21 protein-coding genes are annotated in these 25,063 nt (G+C 70.8%); 10 read left to right on the top strand and 11 right to left on the bottom strand.

Features of this window, described 5'->3' with window-relative positions:
• Positions 1-27: 27 nt before the first annotated feature.
• Positions 28-1,305: a serine--tRNA ligase gene (serS, locus tag AMK11_RS11610; RefSeq protein ID WP_073725985.1), complete on the top strand. Its 1,278-nt coding sequence runs from the start codon at positions 28-30 to the stop codon at positions 1,303-1,305.
• Complete coding sequence (locus AMK11_RS11615; RefSeq protein ID WP_073725987.1) at positions 1,302-2,153, top strand: HAD family hydrolase; 852 nt, start codon at positions 1,302-1,304, stop codon at positions 2,151-2,153. Before serS ends, AMK11_RS11615 begins: the two co-directional genes overlap by 4 nt.
• A 241-nt stretch (positions 2,154-2,394) precedes the next feature.
• Here the strand turns inward: AMK11_RS11615 and AMK11_RS11620 are convergent, their stop codons facing one another.
• The 5 genes from AMK11_RS11620 to AMK11_RS11640 form a co-directional block, all read right to left on the bottom strand.
• On the bottom strand, positions 2,395-2,631 hold the full coding sequence (locus AMK11_RS11620) for an SGM_3592 family protein (RefSeq protein ID WP_073725989.1): 237 nt from the start codon (positions 2,629-2,631) through the stop codon (positions 2,395-2,397).
• Between the two features lie 123 nt (positions 2,632-2,754).
• On the bottom strand, positions 2,755-3,474 hold the full coding sequence (locus tag AMK11_RS11625; protein ID WP_007388893.1) for an ABC transporter permease subunit: 720 nt from the start codon (positions 3,472-3,474) through the stop codon (positions 2,755-2,757).
• An 11-nt stretch (positions 3,475-3,485) separates the two neighbouring features.
• Positions 3,486-4,397 (bottom strand): ABC transporter ATP-binding protein, encoded by a 912-nt coding sequence (locus AMK11_RS11630; RefSeq protein WP_073725991.1) that lies wholly within the window; start codon positions 4,395-4,397, stop codon positions 3,486-3,488.
• A complete protein-coding gene (locus AMK11_RS11635) occupies positions 4,394-5,302 on the bottom strand; it encodes a hypothetical protein (RefSeq protein WP_073725993.1) in 909 nt (302 codons plus the stop codon). Before AMK11_RS11635 ends, AMK11_RS11630 begins: the two co-directional genes overlap by 4 nt.
• Complete coding sequence (locus tag AMK11_RS11640; protein WP_073725995.1) at positions 5,292-6,254, bottom strand: ABC transporter ATP-binding protein; 963 nt, start codon at positions 6,252-6,254, stop codon at positions 5,292-5,294. Before AMK11_RS11640 ends, AMK11_RS11635 begins: the two co-directional genes overlap by 11 nt.
• Positions 6,255-6,465: 211 nt before the next feature.
• Between AMK11_RS11640 and AMK11_RS11645 the strand changes: the two genes are divergently transcribed.
• The 5 genes from AMK11_RS11645 to AMK11_RS11665 all read left to right on the top strand — a co-directional run bounded on the left by AMK11_RS11645 (position 6,466) and on the right by AMK11_RS11665 (position 11,261).
• Entirely contained in the window at positions 6,466-8,217 is a 1,752-nt protein-coding gene (locus tag AMK11_RS11645) for an SDR family oxidoreductase (protein ID WP_198941342.1), read from the top strand.
• Positions 8,218-8,353: 136 nt separating this feature from the next.
• Complete coding sequence (locus AMK11_RS11650; protein WP_079187391.1) at positions 8,354-8,902, top strand: RNA 2'-phosphotransferase; 549 nt, start codon at positions 8,354-8,356, stop codon at positions 8,900-8,902.
• Between the two features lie 6 nt (positions 8,903-8,908).
• Entirely contained in the window at positions 8,909-9,367 is a 459-nt protein-coding gene (locus tag AMK11_RS11655) for a hypothetical protein (protein WP_073726001.1), read from the top strand.
• 52 nt (positions 9,368-9,419) lie between these two features.
• Positions 9,420-10,325 carry an LLM class flavin-dependent oxidoreductase gene (locus AMK11_RS11660; protein ID WP_073726003.1) on the top strand — a complete coding sequence of 302 codons (906 nt, stop codon included), beginning with the start codon at positions 9,420-9,422 and terminating at the stop codon, positions 10,323-10,325.
• Between the two features lie 48 nt (positions 10,326-10,373).
• On the top strand, positions 10,374-11,261 hold the full coding sequence (locus AMK11_RS11665; RefSeq protein ID WP_073726005.1) for an HAD family hydrolase: 888 nt from the start codon (positions 10,374-10,376) through the stop codon (positions 11,259-11,261).
• A 28-nt stretch (positions 11,262-11,289) separates the two neighbouring features.
• On the opposite strand, the gene AMK11_RS11670 is transcribed toward AMK11_RS11665, so the two are convergent.
• The 5 genes from AMK11_RS11670 to AMK11_RS11690 form a co-directional block, all read right to left on the bottom strand.
• Entirely contained in the window at positions 11,290-12,333 is a 1,044-nt protein-coding gene (locus tag AMK11_RS11670; RefSeq protein ID WP_073726007.1) for a M23 family metallopeptidase, read from the bottom strand.
• A 122-nt stretch (positions 12,334-12,455) separates the two neighbouring features.
• Positions 12,456-14,138, bottom strand: coding sequence for a GAF domain-containing sensor histidine kinase (locus tag AMK11_RS11675; protein WP_073726009.1), 1,683 nt, complete (start codon positions 14,136-14,138; stop codon positions 12,456-12,458).
• Positions 14,139-14,255: 117 nt separating this feature from the next.
• Positions 14,256-17,759: a thiol reductant ABC exporter subunit CydD gene (cydD, locus tag AMK11_RS11680; RefSeq protein ID WP_073726011.1), complete on the bottom strand. Its 3,504-nt coding sequence runs from the start codon at positions 17,757-17,759 to the stop codon at positions 14,256-14,258.
• A 79-nt stretch (positions 17,760-17,838) separates the two neighbouring features.
• The gene (gene cydB, locus AMK11_RS11685) at positions 17,839-18,843 is read right to left on the bottom strand and encodes a cytochrome d ubiquinol oxidase subunit II (protein ID WP_073726013.1); all 1,005 of its coding nucleotides are present in this window, start codon (positions 18,841-18,843) and stop codon (positions 17,839-17,841) included.
• A 20-nt stretch (positions 18,844-18,863) separates the two neighbouring features.
• Entirely contained in the window at positions 18,864-20,369 is a 1,506-nt protein-coding gene (locus tag AMK11_RS11690) for a cytochrome ubiquinol oxidase subunit I (protein ID WP_073726015.1), read from the bottom strand.
• A 209-nt stretch (positions 20,370-20,578) separates the two neighbouring features.
• On the opposite strand from AMK11_RS11690, the gene AMK11_RS11695 reads away from it, so the two are divergent.
• A complete protein-coding gene (locus AMK11_RS11695) occupies positions 20,579-20,953 on the top strand; it encodes a cyclophilin-like fold protein (protein ID WP_073726017.1) in 375 nt (124 codons plus the stop codon).
• A gap of 53 nt (positions 20,954-21,006) precedes the next feature.
• Here the strand turns inward: AMK11_RS11695 and hisC are convergent, their stop codons facing one another.
• Positions 21,007-22,086 carry a histidinol-phosphate transaminase gene (gene hisC, locus AMK11_RS11700; RefSeq protein ID WP_073726793.1) on the bottom strand — a complete coding sequence of 360 codons (1,080 nt, stop codon included), beginning with the start codon at positions 22,084-22,086 and terminating at the stop codon, positions 21,007-21,009.
• 401 nt (positions 22,087-22,487) lie between these two features.
• Here hisC and AMK11_RS11705 point away from each other — a divergent pair, with 401 nt between their 5' ends.
• Together AMK11_RS11705 and AMK11_RS11710 are read left to right on the top strand one after the other, a co-directional pair.
• A complete protein-coding gene (locus AMK11_RS11705; RefSeq protein ID WP_073726019.1) occupies positions 22,488-23,600 on the top strand; it encodes a LacI family DNA-binding transcriptional regulator in 1,113 nt (370 codons plus the stop codon).
• Positions 23,601-23,812: 212 nt separating this feature from the next.
• Positions 23,813-24,907, top strand: a complete 1,095-nt coding sequence (locus AMK11_RS11710) for a metallophosphoesterase family protein (protein ID WP_079187393.1) — start codon at positions 23,813-23,815, stop codon at positions 24,905-24,907.
• Positions 24,908-25,063 lie beyond the last annotated feature (156 nt).

The raw sequence follows: 25,063 nt of genomic DNA on the forward strand, positions 1-25,063 counted from the left end.
TCACCGCACACCGGTAGCCTTGACCGCGTGATTGACCTTCGCCTGCTCCGTGAGGACCCCGACCGTGCGCGCGCGTCCCAGCGCGCCCGTGGAGAGGACGTCGCGCTCGTCGACTCCCTCCTGTCTGCCGACGAGCGGCGCAGGTCGTCCGGCGTGCGCTTCGACGAGCTGCGCGCCGAGCAGAAGGGCCTCGGCAAGCTCATCGGCAAGGCCACCGGGGACGAGAAGGCCGAGCTGCTGAAGCGTGCGAGCCAGCTCGCCGCCGACGTCAAGGCCGCCGACGCCGAGCGCGACAAGGCCGACGCCGAGACCCAGGAGCTGCTCCAGCGGCTCGGCAACCTCGTCCACCCCGACGTGCCCGTCGGCGGCGAGGAGGACTTCGTCACCCTGGAGACGCACGGCACGCACCGCGACTTCGCGGCCGAGGGCTTCGAGCCGCGCGACCACCTGGAGCTGGGCCAGCTGCTTGGCGCCATCGACGTCGAGCGCGGCGCCAAGGTCTCCGGATCGCGCTTCTACTTCCTCACCGGTGTCGGCGCCCTCCTGGAGCTGGCCCTGGTCAACGCGGCGATCGCCCAGGCCACGGCGGCCGGCTTCACGCCGATGCTCACCCCGGCGCTGGTCCGCCCGCAGTCGATGGCCGGCACCGGCTTCCTCGGCCAGGCCGCGCAGGACGTCTACCACCTCGACAAGGACGACCTGTACCTGGTGGGCACGTCCGAGGTGCCGCTGGCGGCGTACCACATGGACGAGATCATCGACGCCGAGCGTCTGCCGCTGCGCTACGCCGGCTTCTCGCCGTGCTTCCGCCGCGAGGCGGGCTCACACGGCAAGGACACGCGGGGCATCTTCCGCGTGCACCAGTTCGACAAGGTCGAGATGTTCTCCTACGTCCTCCCCGAGGACTCGCAGGCCGAGCACCAGCGCCTGCTGGAGTGGGAGAAGCAGTGGCTGACGTCGCTGGAGCTGCCGTTCCGGGTCATCGACGTCGCCTCGGCCGACCTGGGCTCCTCGGCCTCGCGCAAGTACGACTGCGAGGCGTGGATCCCGACGCAGGGCAAGTACCGCGAGCTGACCTCGACCTCCGACTGCACCGAGTTCCAGTCCCGCCGGCTGTCGATCCGGGTCCGCGAGGACAAGAAGGTGCGCCCGCTGGCCACGCTCAACGGCACGCTGTGCGCGGTTCCGCGCACGATCGTGGCGATCCTGGAGAACCACCAGCAGGCCGACGGGTCGGTGCGCGTACCCGAGGTGCTGCGCCCGTACCTGGGCGGCCGGGAGGTCCTGGAACCGGTGGCCAAGTGAGTGACACCGACTCCGCCTCGGCCGCTTCCGGCACCGGCACCGGCACCCCGGATGGATTCCCGTACCGGCTGATCGCCACCGATCTCGACGGCACGCTGCTGCGCGGGGACGACACGATCTCGCGGCGGACCCGGGACGCGCTCGCCGCGGCCACCGCGGCGGGCGCCGCCCACATCGTGGTCACCGGCCGCGCGGTGCCGTGGACCCGGCACATCCTCGACGACCTCGGCTACCACGGTCTGGCCGTCTGCGGTCAGGGCGCGCAGGTCTACCACGCCGGCGAGCACCGGCTGCTGACCTCGGTCACGCTGGACCGCCAGCTGGCCGGGGTGGCACTGGCCAAGATCGAGGCGGAGACCGGCCCGCTGTATCTCGCGGCGAGCCGTGACGGCCTGGACGGCGACGTCTTGGTCGGCCCGGGCTACTCGGTCGGGGGCAACCTGCCCGCGGTGCCGTTCACCGACGCGTCGGACCTCTGGTCGGCGCCGCTGAACAAGATCTACATCCAGCATCCGACCCTGTCGGACGACGAGCTGGCCGAGGCGGCCCGGCGCACCGCGGGCGGCTTCGTCACGGTGACCATGGCCGGTGCGGGCATCGTCGAGCTGCTGCCCCTGGGGCTGACCAAGGCCACCGGGCTGTCGCTGGCGGCCCGGCGGCTCGGCCTGAAGGCCTCGGACACGATCGCCTTCGGCGACATGCCCAACGACGTCCCGATGTTCGGCTGGGCCGCCCGGGGCGTGGCGATGGCCAATGCCCACGAGGAGCTGAAGGCGGTGGCCGACGAGGTGACGTCCTCCAACGACGACGACGGCATCGCGGTGGTCCTGGAGCGGCTGGCGAGTTGAGACCGCCGGCCTGACGCCGACGTCCCGGGCGCCGGTCGGTCGGCCCTGCGCCGGGCCCCGGGCACGGCCCGGACGGCACCGGCGTCCCCGTCGGGTAGGCCCACGCCGGGCGCCTCGCGAGAGACGGCCGGCGTGCTCGAAGCGGCCGCCCGATGCGCCGGTGCCGTCCGGCCTCGTGCATCCACCACAGTGCCGGTCCGGAAAGCCGGGCGCCACCGATTAAAAGCGGACGTAGGGCGCGTTACCGTCGGCGCCACCTGCGGCGTCGGCCCTTGCTGAAGAACCACCCGGCGGGCGGCTCGTCGGAGCGCCACGGCTGCGGTTCCGGCTGCTCCCGGCGCCAGCGGGCGGTGAGCATCCGGGCACGGGCCGACGGCTCGGAGGTCCCGGCGTCGCGTATGAACTCCTCGTCCAGGACGAGGCCGTCCCAGGGGTCGTCACCATCGTGAGCGTCGCGCTGAGGTGTCTGGTCCGCCATTGAGGTCCTCCCCGCCCTGCGTCCTCGTGTTCTCCCGCGTTCTGTCCGGCTCTGCCTCGCCTGTCTCGGCCCAGTGTGCCCGGGCCGAGGTGAAGGTGCCGTCAGGCCATGGCCCGTGGCCCGTCACTCCTCCCCGGCGAGCGTCAGCGACCGCAGCTTCTGCCCGGCATACCAGGTGGCGAGCACGGTCACCGCGGCCAGCAGCACCGTCGCCGTCGGCAGGCCGACGTCGGAGGTGACCAGGTTCCCGTCGGCCACCTTCTGCGCCACCGCCAGCGACCACTGCTGGACGCTCAGCGTGCGGGCCCCAGGGACCAGGGAGCCGAACAGGGCCTCCCAGACGAGGGCGTAGACGAGCCCGAAGACCACCGCGTGCCGGGACACCGTGCCCAGCAGCAGGAACAGCGCCGCGTAGGCGATGGAGGCGACCAGCGCGGCGATCGTGTAGGCGACGGCGACCTGCTGGCCGTTGCCGTTGAGGATCAGGCCGGCGAGGAGTGTGGGCACGGCGGAGAAGACCATCGTCACGGCGATGGCGACGATCAGCTTGGTGAAGATGATCGTCGGCCGCTTGATCGGCTTGGACAGCAGGTACACCACCGAGCCGTCGTCGATCTCCGGCCCGATGGCGCCGGTGCCGGCGATGACGCCGATGATCGGCACCATGGTGGCGAGCGCGAACCCGCCCAGGACGTCGGCCGCGGTCTGGTCGTCGGCTCCCGCGAGGGCGCGCACCGCCACGGCGATGACGAGCAGCAGCAGGGGCAGCGCGCCGAGGATGAGGGCCCGGCGCCGGCCGAGCAGGGCCCGGTAGGTGAGCCGGGCGACTGTGGGGTCGTACATTCTTCGGCCTCCTACGCCGCGACGAGATACGAGAAGACGGACTCGAGGGACTCGTCGGACGGCGAGACCGTGAGCAACCGGATGCCGTGGTCGCGCGCGACCTTGGGCAGCAGGGCCGTGAACCGGCCGAAGTCGACGGCCTGGATGCGCAGGGCACCCTCGGCGAGGTCGACCTCGATGCCGGACGTCGACGGGTCGGCGATCAGCGCCGCGGCGAGCGCCCGGTCGTCGCTGGAACGCACCAGGTACCGGTGCGGCCGGTCGGTCATCAGGCGACGGATCTTGCGGAAGTCACCGCTGGCCGCGTGCCGGCCGGCGACGATCACCTCGATGTGCCAGGCCAGCTGTTCGACCTCTTCGAGGATGTGCGAGGAGAACAGCACCGTGCGGCCCTCGTCGCCCATGCGCCGCAGCAGGTCCATCAGCTGCATGCGCTGTCGGGGGTCCATGCCGTTGAACGGCTCGTCGAGCAGGAGCAGGGAGGGGTTGTGCACGAGGGCGCTGGCCATCTTGACGCGCTGCCGCATGCCCTTGGAGTACGTGGCGATCTTCCGGTCCTGCGCGTACTCCATCTGCACGGTGGCGAGCGCTTCCTGGGCCGCCTTGGCGCCCAGCCCGTGCAGTTCGGCGTTGGCGAGGACGAACTCGCGGCCGGTCAGGAAGTCGTACATCGCCTCCCGCTCGGGGACGATGCCGATGTGCTGGTAGATGGCCTCGTTGCGCCAGACCGGCTGTCCGTCGAGGGTGACGCTGCCGGTGGAGGGGGCCAGGAAGCCGCCCATCATGTTGATCAGGGTGGACTTGCCCGCGCCGTTGGGGCCGAGCAGGCCGGTGACGCCGGGGCCGATCGTCATGGTGACGTCGTTGACGGCGACCACGTTGCCGAACCAGCGGGAGACGTGGTCGATGCTGAGGGTGCTCACAGTCCCACCTTCTTGTAGCGGCGCAGCAGCAGGCCATAGGCGCCGGTGATCAGGCCGAGGGTGACGAGGACGTAGACCGCGCCCTCGGCGTTGCTCGGTCCGATCCCGCCGGGGAAGGCGGAGGTGGCGCCCAGGAAGGCGGACTGCACACCGTCGATGAGGGTGATCGGCGAGAAGAGGCCGATCCAGGCGACGGCACCGGTGCTGCCCTGGACGTCCGCGATGGCCTGGAGCGTGGAGACCGCGCCGTAGGTGATGGTCAGGACGGCGATGACGGCCGCGATGCCGAAGCCGCGGCGCGGGGTGACCGACGCGACGACCAGGCCGAGGCCGGCGAAGAGGAGCGAGAGCAGTGCCACGGAGACGAGTCCCTGTGCGAATCCCTTGGTCTGGTCCGCGAAGTCGAGTTCGGCGAGCAGCGCGCCCACGTAGAGCACCACGAGGGGTGCGGCGGTGAGGATGAACAGGGCCGACGCCAGCGACGCGTACTTGGCGCGGACGTAGTCGGCGGTCTCGATGGGCCGCGAGAAGTACAGCGGCACGGTCTTGAAGCGCAGGTCGCGGGAGACGGACTGGGGGGCCTGCGAGGCGACGTAGAGGCTGATGACGGCCTGGAGGACGATGGCGTAGCGCGTGTAGTCCAGTGGCAGTTCGTTCGCCTTGGTGGCGACGGCCACGGCGACCATGATGGCCGCGGGCAGGCACATCACCACGAACAGCAGCATCGGAAGGACCTTGGACTTGACCGAGCGGCCGAGGCCGTAGGCACCGCGCAGGGACTGCGAGTACAGCGAGCGGCGGGCGTAGGCGCGGCCGAGGCGGGGGCCGTCGTAGTTGCGGTAGCCGATGTTGTGGATGCGGGTCTGGTCACCCGCCGCAGTGGCTACGGGCTGCTCAGTTGCCATGGCCGACCGCCTCCTTCCGTTCTGCGTCGCTGTCCTTGAAGACCTCCGAGATGTGGTGCCGGCGCTGCTCCATGCGCACCAGGCCGAGGCCCAGGTCGGCGATGACGTCCCGGACCAGGTCGTAGGTGTCCTCGCCCGCCGCGGTGAGCAGCAGGACGTGGCCGGCGCCGGGCAGGCCGCTGCCGTCCTGGACGCTCACCCCGCGCGCGTGGAGCGCGTCGCGGACCGCGCGGGTGCCGTCGGGGTGTTCGTCGGTGTCGGTGACCTCGATCGCGAGGGTCGTCGTGGTCTGGGTGAAGTCCGTGGTGGAGCTGGAGCGCAGCAGCTTCCCGCCGTCGACGACGACGACGTGGTCGCAGGTGCGTTCCAGTTCGCCCAGCAGGTGGGAGGTGACCAGGACGGAGATGCCGAAGTCGGTGTGGATGCGGCGGATGAGGCCGAGCATCTCGTCGCGGCCGACCGGGTCGAGGCCGTTGGTCGGCTCGTCGAGGAAGACCAGCTGGGGGTCGTGGACCAGGGCCTGCGCGAGTTTCACGCGCTGTTTCATGCCGGTGGAATAGCCGCCGATGGGCCGGTACCGCTCCTCGTACAGGCCGACGTGGCGCAGGGTGTCGGCCGTGCGTTCGCGGGCGGCGGTGGGCGGCAGGCCGGACATGCGTGCCATGTGGACGACGAACTCGGTGGCCGAGACGTCGGGTGGCAGGCAGTCGTGTTCCGGCATGTAGCCGACCCGCTCGCGGATGTCGGCGCCCTTGGTGGCGACATCGAGTCCGAGCACTTCGGCCCGGCCCTCGGTGGCGGGAGACAGACCCAGCAGGATCTTGATCAGGGTGGACTTGCCGGCGCCGTTGGCACCGACGAGTCCGGTCACACCGGGTCCGACGTCCACGGAGAGCCGGTCGAGAGCGGTCACCCGGGGGAACCGCTTGCTCAGGCTTTCGGTCGCGATCACAGTCACATCCATGACAGTAGTGACGGGCGCCACTGAGGTCGTCAGACCGGAGAGCCGTCTTCGCGTCAGTCTCGAGTAGTACGGGCCCGTAGGGGATGCCGTGCCTGAGAGCTACGGCGCGAGGGCGCGGGGGCCGTGCCCCGCGCTCTATTGACGCCGGGTCTAACAACTGGGAGATTCGGCGGCGTCGCTGGGCGGAGGGGAGTCGACGGTGCTGGACGGTGCGCGGGAACGCTGGGTGCGCTCGGGCGAGGTCGAACTGTGCGTGGCCGAACTGGGCGACCCGGTCCGCCCCACGGTCGTACTGGTGCACGGCTACCCGGACAGCAAGGAGGTCTGGTCCGCGGTGGCCGCCCGCCTCGCCGACCGCTTCCACGTGGTCCTCTACGACGTGCGGGGCCACGGCCGGTCCACCGCACCGAACGTGCTGCGCGGCGGGTTCACGCTGGAGAAGCTGACGGACGACTTCCTGGCCGTCGCGGCCGCCGTCAGCCCGGACCGGCCCGTGCACCTGGTGGGTCACGACTGGGGCTCGGTGCAGTCGTGGGAGTTCGTCACCGTCGAGCGGACCAGGGGCCGCATCGCGTCCTTCACGTCGATGTCCGGGCCGTCGCTGGACCATTTCGGGCACTGGATCAACAAGCGCCTCAGGCGCCCCACTCCGCGCCGGGTCGGCCAGCTCCTCGGCCAGGGCGCCAAGTCCTGGTACGTGTACCTGCTGCACACACCGGTGCTGCCCGAACTGGCCTGGCGCGGCCCGCTCGGCAGGCACTGGCCGGGCATCCTGCGGCGGGCCGAGAAGCTGCCCGGCGGCGACTACCCGACCGCCTCGCTCCCGACGGACGCGGCACACGGGGCGTGGCTGTACCGGGACAACGTCCGGCCCCGGCTGCGCCGTCCGCGCGGCGACGCGCACGCACACGCCCCCGTTCAGCTCGTCACGCCGCTGGGGGACGCCTTCCTCTCCGAGCGGCTCTACGACGAGCTGGAGCTGTGGGTGCCGCGGCTGACCCGCCGCACACTGCCCGCCAAGCACTGGGTGCCGCGGACCCGGCCGGACAGGCTGGCGGACTGGATCACGGAGTTCGTCACCGCTGTCGAGGGCGGCGGGCCCGGGGCTGCGGCGAGCGGCCGGCATGCCGACCGTTTCGCCGGGCAGCTGGTACTGGTCACGGGTGCGGGCGGCGGCATCGGGCGGGCGACGGCGCTGGCCTTCGCCGAGGCCGGCGCACGCGTGGTGGCCGTCGACCGGGACGCCGAGGCAGCCGTCCGCACCGCGGAGCTGGCCCGGCTGACCGGTGCGACGGCTGCCTGGGCGGAGACGGCCGACGTCTCCGACGAGCAGGCCATGGAGAAACTGGCGGCCGAGGTCACCGCCGAGTACGGCGTGGTGGACGTCCTGGTGAACAACGCCGGGATCGGTCTGTCGGGCTCCTTCTTCGACACCACCCCGCAGGACTGGAAGAAGGTCCTCGACGTCAATCTGTGGGGCGTGATCCACGGCTGCCGCCTGTTCGGCGGGCGGATGGCCGCACGCGGGCAGGGCGGCCACATCGTCAACATCGCGTCGGCGGCGGCCTTACAGCCCTCCCGGGCGCTGCCCGCCTACAGCACGTCCAAGGCGGCCGTGCTGATGCTGAGCGAGTGCCTGCGCGCCGAGCTGGCCGGGCAGGATATCGGCGTCACGGCGATCTGCCCCGGCCTCGTCAACACCGGCATCACGTCGACGGCGCACTTCGCGGGCGTCGACGCCGAGGAGGAGAAACGGCGGCAGCAGCGCGCGGCCCGGCTGTACGGACTGCGCAGCTACCCGCCGGAGAAGGTCGCCGACGCCGTCCTTGAGGCGGTGGCGAACAACAGGGCCGTGGTTCCGGTGACGCCGGAGGCGCGGATGGTCCACCTCATGTCCCATACCTTTCCCGGGGTGTTGAGGAGGCTGGCTCGGGTGAAGCCGCCGCTCTAGTTTCCACAGGAGAACCAAAAGACCTGTGGATAACCGCACTTGACTGTGGATCAAACCTCCAGGACAAAATCAATCGCGTGACGCGCGTCTCTCTCGGCAGGCTGATCGCATGCCACGAGACATGCCACGAGAACCCATGGACGACAGACGCGCTGTGCGAGTATCCAAGTTCCTGTCGAAGCACCTTCGCCACCAGCCGGAGAGGCTGGGGCTCACACTCGACGAGGCCGGCTGGGTCGAGATCGACACGCTCATCGCTGCGGCGGTCGCGCACGGTTTCCACTTCACGCGGGACGAGCTCGACCACGTCGTCGCGGGCAATGACAAACGGCGCTTCGCCGTCGAGGGCACCCGTATCCGCGCCAGCCAGGGGCACAGCGTCGATGTGGACCTGGGACTGCCCCCGGCGACCCCGCCGCCGTACCTCCATCACGGGACCGTCGCCCGGCACCTGGACGCCATCCGCGCCGAGGGGCTGCGGCCGATGAACCGGCACGATGTGCATCTCTCGCCCGACCGTGAGACGGCGACCCGGGTCGGCGCCCGCCGCGGCCGGGCGGTCGTGCTCTCGGTGGACGCCGCCGCCATGCATCGCGAGGGGCATGTCTTCCGTGTCAGCGCCAACGGCGTCTGGCTGACGAAAGCGGTACCGCTGCGGTATCTGCGTTTTCCCTCCCGGGACTGATCCCGCATGATCGGTGACATGGAGCAGCTGCCCACCACCCAGGCCGCCGTCACCGCCCTGCGCGCCATCGCCGAGGAGTACGCGCTGGAGATCGAGGTCAGCGACGACATCGGCGCCGACCAGACCTCCCGCCACAGCGCCGCGGGCGTGGGCGTGGTCATCGACGCCGACGGCTCCCTCCCCCACGAGGCCTTCGTCGAGTTCGGCGGGGTGCCCCGGGTGAGTGTCCGGCTCTTCCACGAGGGCGACGCCCTGATCGACATCGAGGGAGTCGAGTGCCCGGACGTCCCGCGCGACGACGTCCCCGCTTTCCTGCGCTCCGTCTTCGGCGGTCTCGCCCACGTCAAGGGCCGCCGCTTCCCGCCCGGCTACCGCCTGATCGTGCCGCTGCCCGGCGATCGCGTGCACAAGGAATTTGTACCGATGGTCCTCCTCACCCCGTGGTTGAGCAGCCGTGTGCGGTGACGCCCGTGCACGTTTCACGTGAAACCCGGGTCAGCCGCTTAGGCTCGGAAGCATGAGTCTTCGCTTGAGCACCGTGATCCTTCCGTACCGCCGCTGGCACGAGGGCGGCCGTTCGGCCTGGACGCGCGCCGAGCAGCTCGGTTTCCATACCGCGTACACCTACGATCATCTGTCCTGGAGGAGCTTCCGGGACGGCCCGTGGTTCGGCGCCGTTCCCACACTCACCGCCGCCGCGGCCGTCACCGAGCGGCTGCGCCTGGGCACCCTGGTGACCTCGCCGAACTTCCGGCACCCGGTGACGCTCGCCAAGGAGCTGATCTCCCTCGACGACATCTCCGGCGGCCGGGTCACGCTCGGCATAGGAGCCGGCGGCACCGGCTTCGACGCCACCGCCCTCGGCCAGGAGCCGTGGACACCGCGTGAGCGCGCCGACCGGTTCAACGAGTTCCTCCCGCTGCTGGACCGGCTGCTGACCGAGGACGCGGTGTCCTACGAGGGCGATTTCTACTCGGCCCACGAGGCCCGCAACATCCCGGGGTGTGTGCAGCGGCCCCGGCTGCCGTTCGCGGTGGCCGCGACCGGGCCGCGCGGTCTGCGACTCGCCGCGCAGTACGGGCAGGCCTGGGTGACCACCGGTGACCCGAAGCTCTTCGAGCACGGCACCCCCGAGCAGTCCGACCGGGCCCTGCGGGCGCAGGCCGACAAACTCGCCGACGCCTGCTCCGCCATCGGCCGGGAGGTGGTCGAGCTCGACAAGGTCCTGCTCACAGGCTTCACGCCGGACCGCAGCCGGCCGCTGGAGTCCGTGGACGCCTTCGTCGACTTCGCCGGCCGCCACCGTGACCTGGGCTTCACCGAACTCGTCGTCCACTGGCCGATCCCGGACTCGGACTTCACGGCGGACGAGAAGGTCTTCGAGCGGATCGCCATGGAGGCCCCGGCGCAGCTGCGGGCATGAGAGCCGTAGCTCACATATGTGCAGAGTCGCGCACGGGCGTGCAGGCATATGCGGGACAATGACCGGGTGACCTCAGCGACCCGACAGCCCGAGCCCCCGGCCGCGGTACTCCGCCCGCGGCTCATCGCCACCGACCTCGACGGCACCCTGCTGCGGGACGACAAGTCGGTTTCCCCGCGCACGGTCGCCGCGCTGGCCGCCGCCGAGAAGGCGGGCATCGAGGTCTTCTTCGTCACCGGCCGCCCCGCCCGCTGGATGGACGTCGTCAGCGCCCACGTCCACGGACACGGCCTCGCCATCTGCGGCAACGGCGCCGCCGTGGTCGACCTCCACGGCGGCCCCGGCACACACCGGTTCGTGAAGGTCCGGGAGCTGGCCCGGGACAACGCGCTGGACGCCGTACGGCTGCTGCGCGAGGCGGCGCCCGGAACGGTGTACGCGGTCGAGCAGACGTACGGGTTCCACCAGGAGCCGGCGTACCCGAAGCTGCACATGGAGGTTCCCGACGACCTCCTGCCCGCCGAGGAGATCTTGGCGCCGGGCGGTCGCGCCGCCGAGGAGCCGGTCCTCAAGATCCTGGCCTTCCACCCCGAGCTGGACCCCGACGGCTTCCTCGCACTGGCCCGCCTCGCCATCGGCGACCGCGCCAACGTCACCCGGTCCAGCCCCAGCGCCCTGCTGGAGATCAGCGGCCCGGACGTCTCCAAGGCCAGCACACTCGCCCTGTGCTGCGCCGAGCGCGGCATCTCGCACGAGGAGGTCGTCGCCTTCGGCGACATGCCGAACGACGTGGAGATGCTCACCTGGGCGGGACGGTCGTACGCCATGGGCAACGCGCATCCGGACGTGGTCGCCGCCGCGTCGGGGCGGACGGTCGCCAACAACGAGGACGGGGTGGCCGTGGTCATCGAACGGATCCTGGCGGAGCTGCCCTAGCGTTCGCCCGGCGGCGCTCCCCGGCCCGTCAGAGCGAGACCCCGCGCTCCGACAGCCACGGCACCGGGTCCAGGGCCGACCCCATCTCGGGTGTCACCCGCACCTCGAAGTGCAGATGCGGGCCGGTGGAGTTGCCGGTACTGCCCGACTGCCCGACCCACTGGCCGGGCCGGACCCTCTCGCCCTGGTCGACGGCGACCGTGGCGAGATGGGCGTACTGCGTGTAGTAGCCGCCGGCGTGCTGGACCACGACCTGCATGCCGAAGGCCCCGCCGCAGGACACCTTCACCACCCGGCCCGCGCCGACCGACCGCACCGGTGTCCCGACCGGCACCGCGAAGTCCTGACCGGTGTGCCGGTTCGCCCAGCGTGCCCCGCCGCTGCCGAAGGACGCCGACAGCGCATACGTCTGCACCGGTGCGACCCAGGAGCGGCCCACGTCCTCGTCGGGCTGGTCGAGGCGGACCGCGCCCGGGCACGAACCGGCCGTGACCGAGGCGTCCGCCTCCCCCTCCAGGCGCGCCCGGGCCGCCTCCAGCTTCCCCTCGATCTCCTGCTTCAGCTCGGCCAGATCCGCGTTGCGCTCCTCAAGCGCCCGCCAGGCGGCCTGGGCTTTCGCCTCGTCGGCGGCGAGCCGGGCCTCGGCCCGCAGGCTCCGGCCGATGGCGTTGTTGACGGCCACGTCGGCCCGGGCAAGGGCGTGCTGACCGCGCATCAGCCCGTCGGGGTCGTCGGCCAGCAGCATCTGCGCGGTGAGCGGCAACCCTCCGCTGCCGCGATACTGCGCGCGGGCGATACGGCCCAGGTCCTCGTGCATGCCGTCGATCTTCCGCCGCTGCCGGTCGAGACGCTTCTCGTACTCCAGGGCCTTCGACCGCTGTGCCTCGGCCTCGCGCCGCCCGTCCTCGTACTGCCGGGTGGCCTCGGCCGCGTCCGCGTACAGTCGCGCCACCTGTGCGCCGGTGGCGGAGGCGCCGTCCTCGTCCCCGGCGTCCGTGGGACGGGCGGCGAGCACGGCGAGCGCGCACAGCAGCACCGGAACCAGCAGCGGGTGACGGCGAGGTGAGCGCATGTCAGCGATCGTGGACCGAGCACAGGCCTGGGGTCTCCTTCAGCTCGTACGAGTGGGGGACCCGTTGCTGCACACGGCGCAGTACCGCTGCTGCACATGGGGCAACGCGGCGGCAACGGTGCTCAGTACGGGGCCTCCCACTGCACCGTCGTGCCGCTGCCGTCCCTCCCGATGCCCGGCCCGGTCCGGCTGGTGCCCCCGATGGTCTCGGCGCGCCGCTCGAGATTGCGCAGCCCACTGCGCCGTCCGCCCTCGGGGATGCCGACACCGTCGTCCGCGACGGTCAGCCGCACCCCCGGCCGGCCGTCCGGGAGCGTCACCGTGGCATCGACGACCACCTCGATCCGGGTGGCACCGGCGTGCCGGAAGGCGTTGGACAGGGTCTCGCGCAGCGCGGCGATGAGGTTCTTGCCGGTCAGGTCACCGACGGCGGTGTCGACCGGGCCGACGAAGCGGTGGGAGGGCGAGAAACCGAGCGGCACGGCGGCCATGGCGACCTCGCGCAGCACGCGTGTGCGCAGCCCCTCGAGTGCCTCGGCGGGCTGCCGCAGCGCGAAGATGGCGGAGCGGATCTCCTGGATGGTGACGTCGAGTTCGTCGACGGCCCCGCCCACCCCGTCACGCACCTCGGGCGCGAGCACCCTGCGCTGTGCGCTCTCCAGCATCATTCCCGTGGCGAACAGCCGCTGGATCACGAGGTCGTGCAGATCGCGCGCGATGCGGTCGCGGTCCTCGTAGACGGCGAGCCGTTCCCGGTCGCGCTGGGCGTCGGCCATCGTCAGGGCCAGCGCGGCCTGCGAGGCGAACCGGTCGCCGAGTGCGCGCTCCGTCCGCGTGAACGGACGCTCCCCTCGGGCGCGGGGCATGACGAGACCACCGAGGACCCGCCCGTCCCTGCACAGGGGCAGCAGCATGATCGGTCCGTAGCCACGCACGGGCCCCGCCGCCGTTCGTGGGTCGGTGGCGGCATCGTCCACGAACAGCGGTCGCCCGGCCAGCAGTTCGGCGACGACGCCGTTGTCCGGCGGGATGACCGTGCCGAGGGCCTTCGTGGCGTGCTGCGCGGCGACGGCCACGATCTCCAGGCCGCCCCCGTCGGCCGGCAGCAGCACGATTCCCGCCCGCGCTCCGGAGAGCCGGCGGGCGTGTTCGGCGACGACCTGGAGGGCCTCGTCCATGTCACCGCCGGAGAGCAGCGCGGTGGTCACGGCGACCGACCCGTCGATCCAGCGCTCCCGCTGCTGGGCGGCTTCGTACAGTCGCGCGTTGCCGATCGCGATACCGGCCTCGGTGGCCAGGACCCGGACCATCGCGAGGTCGTAGTCGTTGAACGGCTCCCCGGCCGGCTTGTCGCTCAGGTAGAGGTTGCCGAAGTTCTCGCCGTGTACACGGATGGGGACGCCGAGGAAGCTGCGCATCGGCGGGTGGTGCTCGGGGAAACCGCAGGAGCGCGGGTCCTCGGTCAGGTCCGTGAGCCGGACCGGGCCCGGGTCGCGAATGAGGGCGCCGAGCAGACCCTTGTGCCCGTCGGGCAGGTGGCCGATCCGCCGGGCGGTCGCCTCGTCGACGCCGTGGTGCACGAACTCGGCGAGGCCGTCACCGTCCTCGTCGACGACGCCGATGGCCGCGTAGCGGGCGCTCGCCAGGTCGGCCGCCGTCTCGCAGATCCGGTTCAGCGTGGAGTGCAGTTCCAGTCCGCTGCCGACGGAACGCATCGCGTCCAGCAGCTTCGGCACCCGCGCCAGGAGCTCGGCCGAGGTCCCCTGGTGGGGCGGCTGCGGGCCGGGAAGCGGTGCAGGGGGCATGACCCGAGCCTAATGAGCCCCTTTTGTTCAGGAAAGTCGTATTTCCTGAGAGAGTCGTGAACTGCGGGATTGGCGGGCCGTGGCATCTCGCGGCTGCGGCGGCGCCGGTCAGCCGGGTCACACCACACCCACCAGCAGTTCCGACGCCGCCTCCCGCTCGGCCATGGTCCGCAGCGGACCCGGTACGGCGGCCAGCTCCGCGTAGGTCCCCCGCTGCACGGCCCGGCCCTCGTCCAGCACGATCACCTCGTCCACGGCCTCCAGACCGGCCAGCCTGTGCGTGATCAGGAGGGTGGTACGGCCCTCGGTGGCGGCCAGCAGATCGGCGGTGAGCGCATCGGCGGTCGGCAGGTCCAGGTGCTCGGCGGGCTCGTCCAGCACCAGGACCGGGAAGTCGGCGAGCAGCGCCCGGGCAAGGGCCAGCCGTTGGCGCTGCCCGCCGGAGAGCCGGGCACCGTGCTCTCCCACCAGCGTGTCCAGGCCCTCGGGCAGGCCATCGGCCCACGCCAGCAGCCGGGCCCGCTCCAGCGCCTCCCGCAGTTCGCCCTCGGTGGCGTCCTTCCTGGCCAGCAGCAGGTTCTCCCGCACCGAACTGTCGAAGAGGTGCGCGTCCTGGGCGCACAGTCCGACGAGTCGCCGTACGCCGTCGCCCGCCAGGGCACTGGCGTCCACGCCGGCCAGCGTGTAGGAACCGGCGTCCGTGTCGAGGAACCTCAGCAGCACCTGGGCCAGGGTGGTCTTGCCGGACCCCGAAGGACCGACCACAGCGACGCGGCGGCCCTTCGCCAGGGTCAGGTCCAGCCTCGCCAGGGCGTCCCGGCCCTGCCCGGTGTACCGGGCGGCCAGCCCTTTGAGGACGACCGGGAACGGCGACGCGGGGGCCTGTCGGGGCGTCTCCGGCTCCCGTACGGGCTCGGGAGCGTCGAGCACGTCGTGCACGCGCTCCGCACTCCTGTGGACGCGCTGGCGGTACTGCACGGCCAGTGGCAGACCGAGTACGGCCTCGAAGGCAGCCAGCGGGGTGAGCACCACGACGGCCACGGCCACACCGGTGAGCCGGCCGTCGGCGACCGCCTGAACACCGACGAAAGCAGCGCCCGCGACCGTCAGGCCGGAGATCAGGGCGGTGAGTCCGTCGCCCAGCGCGGTGGCGGTGGCAGCGCGCGAGGCGATCCGGGTGAGCGCGCCGTCGGCCCGGCGCGCCTCGGCGGCCCGCGCGGGCAGGGCGCCGGCGACGGTCAGTTCGGCGGTACCGGTGAGCAGGTCGGTCACCCGGGTGGCGAGCACACCGCGGGCGGGCGCCAGCCTGTGCTCGGCCCTTCGTGCCACGGCACCGGTGATCAGCGGGACCCCCGCTCCGGCCGCCAGCAGGCCGACGGCGAGCACGGCGCCCGCCTCCGGCAGCAGCCAGGCGGTGAAGCCGACGGACGCGATGGAGACGACCACCGCGGAACCGGCGGGCAGCAGCCAGCGCAGCCAGTAGTCCTGCAGGGCGTCGACATCGGAGACGAGCCGGGACAGCAGGTCGCCCCGGCGGCTGCGGCGCAGTCCGGCGGGTGCCAGCCGCTCCAGTCGCCGGTACACGGCGACGCGGGTGTCGGCCAGCATTCGCAGCACCGCGTCATGGGACACGAGCCGCTCGGCATAGCGGAACACGGCACGTCCGATTCCGAAGGCACGCGTCGCCGTCACGGCCACCATCAGGTAGAGCACCGGTGGCTGCTCGGACGCCCGCGAGATGAGATACCCGGAGGTGGCCATCAGGCCGACGGCACTTCCCAGGGCCAGGCTGCTGAGCAACAGCGCGAGACCCAGCCGCCCACGCCGGGCGGCTGCCATGGCTCGCACCCTGGCGAGGACTCCGCCCACGCTCTCCATCCCCGTGACCGGGTCGTCGAGGGCCGCTCGGGCCGGGGCGTCAGCGGCCTCCGCCTGAGGCCGTGCGGCAGGTGCCGCGCCGTGGACGCCGTGGGCCGCGACGGCGCCGGTCGGCTCCTCCAGCCGCACCACCCGGTCGGCCACCTCCAGCAGGGCCGGCCGGTGCACGACCAGCAGCACCGTCCGTCCCGCCGCCAGCCTCCGCACCGCAGCCACGATCTCGGCCTCGGTGGCACCGTCCAGTGCGGCCGTCGGCTCGTCCAGCAGCAGCACGGGCCGGTCGGCGAGGAACGCCCTGGCGAGCGCCAGCCGCTGCCGCTGCCCCGCGGACAGTCCGCTGCCGCCCTCGCCGAGCACCGTCGCCGTGCCCTCGGGCAGCGCGTCCACGAACGCCAGCGCATGGGCGTCGCGCAGCGCCCGTCGTACGGCGTCGTCGTCGGCATCGGGCCGCGCCAGCCGTACGTTCTCGGCGATGGTGCCCGCGTACAGGTGCGGGTGCTGCGGCACCCAGGCGACACGGGTGTGCCACTGCTCCAGGTCGAGGTCGGTGAGGTCGGCTCCCCCTACGCGGACTCGTCCGCCGGCCGGGCGCACGAAGCCGAGCAGAGTGGTGAGGAGCGTCGACTTGCCCGCTCCGCTCGGGCCGACCAGGGCGACGGTCTCCCCGGGTTCGACGGTGAAGTTCACGTCCGTCACGGCATCCGTGGCGCGTCCGGGATAGCGGACGGTCACGCCCTCGAACGCCAGAGGGCCGGTGGTCGGTACGGTGCCGGTCCCCGCGGCCGGTACCGGTCGTTCCAGCACCGAGAAGATCTCCTCGGCGGCGGCGAGGCCTTCTGCCGCCGCGTGGTACTGGGCGCCGACCTGGCGCAGTGGCAGATATGCCTCGGGTGCGAGCACCAGCACGACCAGCCCGTCGTAGAGGGCCATGTCCCCGTGGACGAGCCGCATGCCGATGGTGACGGCGACGAGCGCCACGGAGAGCGTGGCCAGAAGTTCCAGTGCGAAGGACGACAGAAAGGCGATCCGCAGGGTCCGCATGGTGGCCTGCCGGTACTCGCCGGTGATGCGCTTGATCGACTCGGCCTGTGCCTTGGCCCGCCCGAAGACCTTCAGCGTCGGCAGCCCGGCGACCACGTCCAGGAAGTGCCCGGACAGCCGGGACAGCAACCGCCACTGACGGTCCATCCGGGACTGAGTCGCCCAGCCGATCAGCACCATGAAGATCGGAATGAGCGGCAGGGTACCGACGATGATGGCCGCCGAGACCCAGTCCTCGGTGACGATGCGGGCCAGCACCGCGACGGGGACGACCACCGCGAGTCCCAGCTGGGGCAGGTAGCGCGAGAAGTAGTCGTCGAGGGCATCGACGCCCCGCGTGGCCAGGGCGACCAGCGACCCGGTCTGCTGTCCGCTCAGCCACCCGGGGCCGAGCGCCGTGGCCCGCTCCAGCAGCCGGCCGCGCAGCTCCGACTTCACCGCCGCGCTCGCCCGGTGCGCGGCCAGTTCGGTGAGCCATCCGACCAGCGCGCGACCGCATGCCACGCCCACCAGGAGCAGCAGCGGAGTGCGGAGTTCGGCTGCCGTCATGTCCTGCTGGAAGGCGCCCACCACCACCTCGGCGATGAGCATCGCCTGGGCGACGAGAAGTCCCGCGCCGACGGCGCCGAGAGCGACGACCGCCATCAGGAAGAGTCGAGTGGCGCGAGCGTACCGCAGAAGACGTGGGTCGATGGGTTTCACGTGAAACATGCCCTCCCGTCCGGAGAGGGTGTTTCACGTGAAACTGGAGGACGTGTCACGTGAAACACCCCCGTCGGACTCAGTGCGCGGGTTCGGCGATGTGCTGGGTGCCGATCCGCTTGCGGAACACCCAGTACGTCCAGCCCTGGTAGAGCAGGACGACAGGTGTGGCGACTGCGGCCAGCCAGGTCATGATCTTCAGGGTGTAGGGGCTGGACGACGCGTTGGTGACGGTGAGGCTCCAGTCCGCGTCGAGCGTGGACGGCATGACGTTCGGGAACAGCGTCAGGAAGAGCATCGCCACGGCGGCCACGATGGTGACGCCGGACAGGGCGAACGCCCATCCCTCACGCCCGGCCTGATTCGCCACCAGCGCGACGACCAGACCGGCCACGGCCACCACGAGGGCCACCAGGCTCTTGCCGTCACCGCTGGCGGCCTGTGTCCAGAGCAGGAAGGCGAGGGCGAGCACCGCCGTGACGAGGCCGATGCGCAGCGCCAGGGTACGGGCCCGTTCCCGGATGTCACCGACGGTCTTGAGTGCCGTGAACACCGTTCCGTGGAAGGTGAACAGCGTCAGCGTCACCAGGCCGCCCAGGAGGGCGTAGGGGTTGAGCAGCTCCCAGACGGAGCCGACGTACTCCATGTCCCGGTCGATCTTCACACCGCGGACGATGTTGCCGAAGGCGACGCCCCACAGGAACGCCGGGATCAGCGAGGTCCAGAAGATCGCGGTCTCCCAGTTGCGCTGCCAGCGCTCCTCGGGCCGCTTCACGCGGTACTCGAAGGCGACACCGCGAACGATCAGACAGACCAGGATGGCCAGCAGCGGGAGGTAGAAGCCGGAGAACAGCGTGGCGTACCACTCCGGGAAGGCGGCGAAGGTGGCGCCGCCGGCCGTGAGCAGCCACACCTCGTTGCCGTCCCAGACAGGGCCGATCGTGTTGATCAGCACCCGCTTCTCGGCCCGGTTCCGGGCGAGCAGCTTGGTGAGCACACCGACCCCGAAGTCGAATCCCTCGAGGAAGAAGTAGCCGGTCCACAGGACCGCGATCAGAACGAACCAGACGTCGTGCAGTTCCATGACTGTGCAGCTCCCTCGGCCTAGTACGAGAAGGCCATCGGCTTGTCGGCGTCACGGAGGTCGCCGCCGATCTTCGTGGGCGGGTTGAGATCGGCCTCGGTGAGCTCGGGCGGGCCGGCCTTGACGTACTTGGCGAGCAGTTTGACCTCGATGACGGCGAGGACGGCGTACAGCAGGGTGAAGACGGACATCGAGATGATGACCTCGGCCGTGGAGACACCGGGGGAGACCGCGTCGCGGGTCTGCATCACGCCGTAGACGACCCAGGGCTGACGGCCCATCTCGGTGAAGATCCAGCCCCAGGAGTTGGCGATCAGCGGGAACGCCATCGTCCAGACCGCCAGGAGCCAGTACAGACGGGTGAGCCTCGTGCCGAGCGGCTTGCGCAGCAGGACCAGGTGCGGCACCTCGTCCTCCCCGGTCCGCAGCGCGGGCGGCAGCAGGAACTTCTTCCGTGTCAGCCACAGGCCCAGCAGGCCGAGGGAGAAGGAGGCCATTCCGAAGCCGATCATCCAGCGGAAGCCCCAGTAGGCGACGGGGACGATGGGCTTGTAGTCACCGGGCCCGAACTTCTCCTGAAGGGCCTCATTGGTGTCGTTGATGCCGGGCACGTACGAGTCGAAGTCGCTGTGGGCGAGGAAGGACAGCAGCCCGGGGATCTCCAGGGCGACCTTGTTGTGCCCCTCGTCGACGTCCCCGTAGGCGAAGACGGAGAAGGGAGCCGGTTCCTCGCCGTCCCACAGCGCCTCGGCGGCGGCCATCTTCATCGGCTGCTGCTCGTACATGACCTTGCCGAGGGTGTCGCCGCTGACCGCGGTGAGGATGCCGCCGACCGCCAGGGTGACGAGGCCGAGCCGGAGCGAGGTCCGCATCACCGTGATGTGCTTCTTGCGCATCAGGTGGAAGGCCGCGATGCCCACCATGAAGGCGCCGCCCGTCAGGAAGGCCGCCGAGAAGCTGTGGAAGACCTGGTTGAGGGTGGTGTTCTGGGTCAGGACGGCCCAGAAGTCGGTGAGTTCGGCCCGGCCCTTCTCCTCGTTGATCCGGTAGCCGACCGGGTGCTGCATCCAGGAGTTGGCCGCCAGGATGAAGTACGCCGACAGCAGGGTGCCGATCGAGACCATCCAGATGCAGGCCAGGTGGATCTTCTTGGGCAGCTTGTCCCAGCCGAAGATCCACAGACCGATGAAGGTCGACTCGAAGAAGAAGGCGATCAGCGCCTCGAAGGCAAGCGGGGCGCCGAAGACATCACCGACGAAGCGGGAGTAGTCGGACCAGTTCATGCCGAACTGGAACTCCTGCACGATGCCGGTGACGACACCCATGGCGATGTTGATCAGGAAGAGCTTGCCCCAGAACTTGGTCGCTCTGAGGTACTTCTCCTTCTCGGTACGGACCCAGGCGGTCTGCAGACCGGCCGTGAGGGCGGCCAGCGAGATCGTCAGGGGGACGAACAGGAAGTGGTAGACGGTCGTGATGCCGAACTGCCAGCGCGCCAGCGTCTCCGGCGCCAGAGCCATGTCCACGTCGTCACTCTCCTTGCATCGCCACTCGCCGTGGTCGGCGGCAGTTTGTGCGTGTATGTCACACCTAACTCGGGCGCAACCGGGACACGCTTGTGAACGCGTTCACATTCACAAGCAATTATGACGTACAGCTTTTCGACACCGGAAGGGGGGTCCCTTGTGACGTCAACCCCTTGGCGAGAACTTCAACATCTTGTTGAATTCGCCGCATGAAGATACGGATCTCATGGCCTGCGGGTCACCTCACCGCGACCCTCACCGACACTCCGAGCACGCAGGCCCTCCTCAAGGCCCTGCCGCTCACCTCCTCCGCCCACACCTGGGGCGAGGAGGTGTACTTCGACACAGGTGTGTCGGTTTCACGTGAAACGGACGCCCGGCAGGTCGTCGAGCCCGGCACGGTCGCCTTCTGGACCGACGGCGACGCCCTGGCGTTGCCGTACGGGCCCACGCCGATCTCGCGAAGCGACGAGTGCCGCCTCGCGAGTCCCTGCAATGTCCTCGGCCGCCTCGACGGCGACCCGCGCCTGCTGGCGACGGTGCGCGACGGCGACCCGGTGCGCGTCGAACGCGCCGACGCCTAGCGACTGAGGACGCCGCGCTACACGACCTAGCCCGCGGGCGCGCCACAGCCGCCCTACAGCTCCTTGCGGAACTCCTGCGCCACCTTCAGGAAGATGTCGTTCGCCTCGCTCTCGCCGACCGTCACCCGCACACCCTCGCCCGGGAACGGCCGGATGACCACGCCGGCCTGCTCGCACGCGTCCGCGAAGGCGACCGTGCGCTCCCCCAGTCGCAGCCACACGAAGTTCGCCTGGGTGTCCGGAACGGTCCAGCCGTGCGCGCGCAGCGCGTCGACCACGCGCGTGCGCTCGCACACGAGCGAGCCGACCCGCCCGATCAGCTCGTCCTCGGCTCGCAGCGACGCGATCGCCGCCTCCTGGGCGATGTGACTCACTCCGAAAGGCACCGCCGTCTTCCGCAGCGCGGCCGCCACCGGTTCGTGGGCGATCGCGAACCCGACCCGCAGGCCGGCGAGGCCGTAGGCCTTGGAGAAGGTCCGCAACACGCAGACGTTGGGCCGCTCGCGGTACAGCTCGCAGCCGTCCGGCACCTCGGGGTCGCGGATGAACTCGCGGTACGCCTCGTCGAGGACCACCAGCACATCGCTGGGCACCCGGTCCAGGAACCGCTCCAGCTCGGCCCGTCGCACCACCGTGCCGGTCGGGTTGTTCGGGTTGCAGACGAAGATCAGACGGGTCCGGTCGGTGATCGCGGCCGCCATCGCGTCTAGATCGTGCACATCGCCCGGGGTGAGCGGCACCTTCACCGAGGTCGCGCCGCTGATCTGCGTGATGATCGGGTACGCCTCGAACGAGCGCCAGGCGTAGATCACCTCGTCGCCCGGGCCGGAGGTCGCCTGGATCAGCTGCTGGGCCACACCGACCGAACCTGTGCCGGTGGCCAGGTGGGAGAGGGGGACGCCGAACCGGTCGGAGAGCTCGCTCATCAGGGACGTACAGGCCATGTCCGGGTACCGGTTGAACGACGAGGCCGCGGCCGTCACCGTCTCCATCACGCCCGGCAGGGGCGGGTACGGGTTCTCGTTGGAGGACAGCTTGTAGGCCACCGGGCCATCGGCAGCGGCGGGCTTGCCCGGCTTGTAGGTGGGAATACCCTCCAGCTCGGCGCGCAGCTTGGGGCTCATCTCGCTCACCACAGTCCTCCTCATGACCACCACCGGCATCGAATACTCCTCACCTTAAGAGGATTCGGCGTCGCTGCGTATAGGTGAGGCCAGACCTCCTCCGCCACACCGGCAACAGGGGCATCAGGACACGAAGGCGCACTATTCGGGGGGCGCGCCGCACATATATCTACGCGCCGGTGGCTCGCGCCGTGGCGCGCATCCCTCGTGCAGGTGAGTTGAGACCTCTTCGCAACATCGGACACGCACCAGGCCCTCAGTCGCCGGCACGTCAGGTACTGGGATAGGTGGTCCCATCCGGCTTAGTTTCCATGGCAGTTGACCCTAGTTGATCTTGCAGAAACGTGACTGTCAACGCGTGCATATGCGTCCGCCCTACCCCACCCCATGAGCCCTACTATCGGCTCGCCATGACAGCAGCAGGGAAGCACCAGGTGAGCCGCGCGGAAACCTCACGCCGAGGCAGCCGGCCGGGCCGGGCGGGCATCAGGGACGTGGCCGCCGCCGCCGGAGTGTCCATCACAACCGTCTCCGATGCCCTCAACGGCAAGGGCCGACTCCCGGATGCCACCCGGCGCCATGTGCGCGAGGTCGCGGACCGACTGGGCTACCGGCCCTCGGCCGCCGCCCGCACGCTCCGCACCGGCAAGTCCGGACTAATTGGCCTGACCGTGACGACGTACGGGGATGAACCTTTCACCTTCACCGAGTTCGCGTACTTCGCCGAGATGGCGCGCGCCGCCACGTCCGCCGCGCTCGCCCGGGGCTACGCGCTCGTCATCCTCCCGGCGACCTCCCGTCACGACGTGTGGTCCAACGTCGCGCTCGACGGTACGGTCGTCATCGACCCCTCCGACCACGACCCGGTCGTCAGCGAACTCGTGCGCCAGGGTTTACCGGTCGTCTCCGACGGCCGCCCGGCCGGCACGCTCCCCGTCACCGCCTGGGTCGACAACGACCACGAGGCCGCCGTACTCGGCATCCTCGACCACCTCGCCGACGCCGGCGCCCGCCGGATCGGCCTGCTCACCGGCACCACGACCGACACCTACACGCATCTGTCGACCACCGCCTACCTGCGCTGGTGCGAGCGCGTCGGCCAGGACCCCGTCTACGAGTCCTACCCGGCACACGATCCGTGCGCCGGGGCCGTCGCCGCCGACCGGCTGCTGGCCCGCCCCGACCGGCCCGACGCCGTCTACGGCCTGTTCGACCCGAACGGCACCGACCTGCTCGCCGCCGCCCGCCGCTACGGTCTGCGCGTCCCGGAGGACCTGCTGCTGGTCTGCTGCAGCGAGTCCACCGTGTACGCCAGCACCGAGCCGCCCATCACGACGTTGTCCCTGAAGCCCCGCCGTATCGGTACGGCGGTGATCCAGGTCCTGATCGACGCCATCGAAGGGCTCGCCCAGGACCAGCCGGTCGAGCAGGTGATACCGACCGAGCTGATCGTGCGTACGTCTTCGCAGCGCCGCCCGCCCCGGACGACGGTCAGCCCGCCGCGGTCGCCCGAGCGCGAGTAGGGCCACCGCCCGGCGCGTCCGGAGCACGGTCGCGCCGCCGCCGCGGACGGGCGAAGCCGGGCCCAATCGGGGCGAAAGCCACGGTGAACCGGAGTCCTGTTCTGATTCACCACCCCTGGGTCATCACACAGCGCGATCCGCATTCCTATGATGGGCCCACACACCGCGGGCCGCTGCGACCAGGCAGTCCGAAGCGGTGCAGATGCGGCGCGATGGTGGAGGGGTCGATGACTCAGGGGGCCGGTCAGGGACCCGAGGTGCAGCGGACGGCGACGGTGCGCGACTTCCGGGTACCCGCGTACGTCCACGAGGCCGCTCCGTACGCCGCCCCCGGGCCACAGGCGAGCGAGGCCGCTCCGCCGTCCGAGGAGACCCTTCCGGAGGGGTACACGCCCACGCAGCGGGACCTGCCCGTCATCCGCCGGGGTGACACGGTCCAGGTGGCCGTCGACCCGGAGCCGGTCCAGGTGACACAGCCCGCCACGGGACAGGGCCCGCTGTTCGTCGTCGGCGACGTGCACGGCTACCTCGACGAGCTGGTGGCCGCCCTGCGAGAGAAGGGCCTCATCGACGAGGGCGGCCAGTGGTGCGCCGGCACCACGCGGCTGTGGTTCCTCGGCGACTTCACGGACCGCGGCCCCGACGGCATCGGCGTCATCGACCTCGTGATGCGGCTGTCCGCCGAGGCCGCCGCGGCCGGTGGCTACTGCAAGGCCCTGATGGGCAACCACGAGCTGCTGCTGCTGGGCGCCAAGCGGTTCGGCGACACGCCCGTCAACTCCGGCGCGGGCACCGCCACCTTCCAGGCGGCCTGGCTGCTGAACGGCGGCCAGAAGACCGACATGGACCGCCTGCAGGACCACCACCTGCAGTGGATGGCCCGGCTCGACGCCATGGAAGAGGTCGACGGCCATCTCCTGGTCCACTCGGACGCCACCACCTACCTCGACTACGGCCGTTCCATCGAGGAGGTCAACGACACCGTCCGCGAGGCTCTCACGCGCAACGACGCGGAAGAGGTGTGGGACCTGTTCCGCAAGCTCACCAAGCGCTTCTCGTTCCGCGACGAGGGCGGCGCCGACGCCGTGCGCTCCCTGCTGGACACGTACGGCGGCACCCGGATCGTTCACGGCCACAGCCCTATTCCCTATCTGCTGGGCGAGGTCGGCTCCGAGGACGGCGAGGACGACACCCGTACCGCGGTCGAAGGACCTCACGTCTACGCGGACGGGCTGGCCATCGCGATGGACGGCGGCGTGACCATGGCCGGGAAGCTGCTGGTCCAGCAACTGCCGCTGGAATCCTGAGCGTTCACCGGACGCACTTTTCGGCGGCGGCTTCCTCACAGCCGGGCACCCAATTTCTGGAAACCCCCTGTCACCCTCCACCGTCACCGCTCTACCATCGGCTTATCCGTAGCAGGCTCCCCTCCGTTTCTGCCCGACGGCTCGTTGGCATGCGAG

The sequence above is a fragment of the Streptomyces sp. CB02414 genome (assembly GCF_001905385.1).
Classification (GTDB): Bacteria; Actinomycetota; Actinomycetes; order Streptomycetales; family Streptomycetaceae; genus Streptomyces.

Coding starts and splice junctions, on each gene's coding strand:
- cydB (WP_073726013.1), bottom strand. CDS start 18,843: ATGGAACTGCACGACGTCTGGTTCGTTCTGATCGCGGTCCTGTGGACC.
- AMK11_RS11625 (WP_007388893.1), bottom strand. CDS start 3,474: ATGTACGACCCCACAGTCGCCCGGCTCACCTACCGGGCCCTGCTCGGC.
- AMK11_RS11655 (WP_073726001.1), top strand. CDS start 8,909: ATGATCGGTGACATGGAGCAGCTGCCCACCACCCAGGCCGCCGTCACC.
- AMK11_RS11665 (WP_073726005.1), top strand. CDS start 10,374: ATGCGGGACAATGACCGGGTGACCTCAGCGACCCGACAGCCCGAGCCC.
- AMK11_RS11650 (WP_079187391.1), top strand. CDS start 8,354: ATGGACGACAGACGCGCTGTGCGAGTATCCAAGTTCCTGTCGAAGCAC.
- AMK11_RS11705 (WP_073726019.1), top strand. CDS start 22,488: ATGACAGCAGCAGGGAAGCACCAGGTGAGCCGCGCGGAAACCTCACGC.
- AMK11_RS11620 (WP_073725989.1), bottom strand. CDS start 2,631: ATGGCGGACCAGACACCTCAGCGCGACGCTCACGATGGTGACGACCCC.
- AMK11_RS11695 (WP_073726017.1), top strand. CDS start 20,579: ATGAAGATACGGATCTCATGGCCTGCGGGTCACCTCACCGCGACCCTC.
- AMK11_RS11675 (WP_073726009.1), bottom strand. CDS start 14,138: ATGCCCCCTGCACCGCTTCCCGGCCCGCAGCCGCCCCACCAGGGGACC.
- AMK11_RS11710 (WP_079187393.1), top strand. CDS start 23,813: ATGGTGGAGGGGTCGATGACTCAGGGGGCCGGTCAGGGACCCGAGGTG.
- AMK11_RS11635 (WP_073725993.1), bottom strand. CDS start 5,302: ATGGCAACTGAGCAGCCCGTAGCCACTGCGGCGGGTGACCAGACCCGC.
- AMK11_RS11670 (WP_073726007.1), bottom strand. CDS start 12,333: ATGCGCTCACCTCGCCGTCACCCGCTGCTGGTTCCGGTGCTGCTGTGC.
- AMK11_RS11660 (WP_073726003.1), top strand. CDS start 9,420: ATGAGTCTTCGCTTGAGCACCGTGATCCTTCCGTACCGCCGCTGGCAC.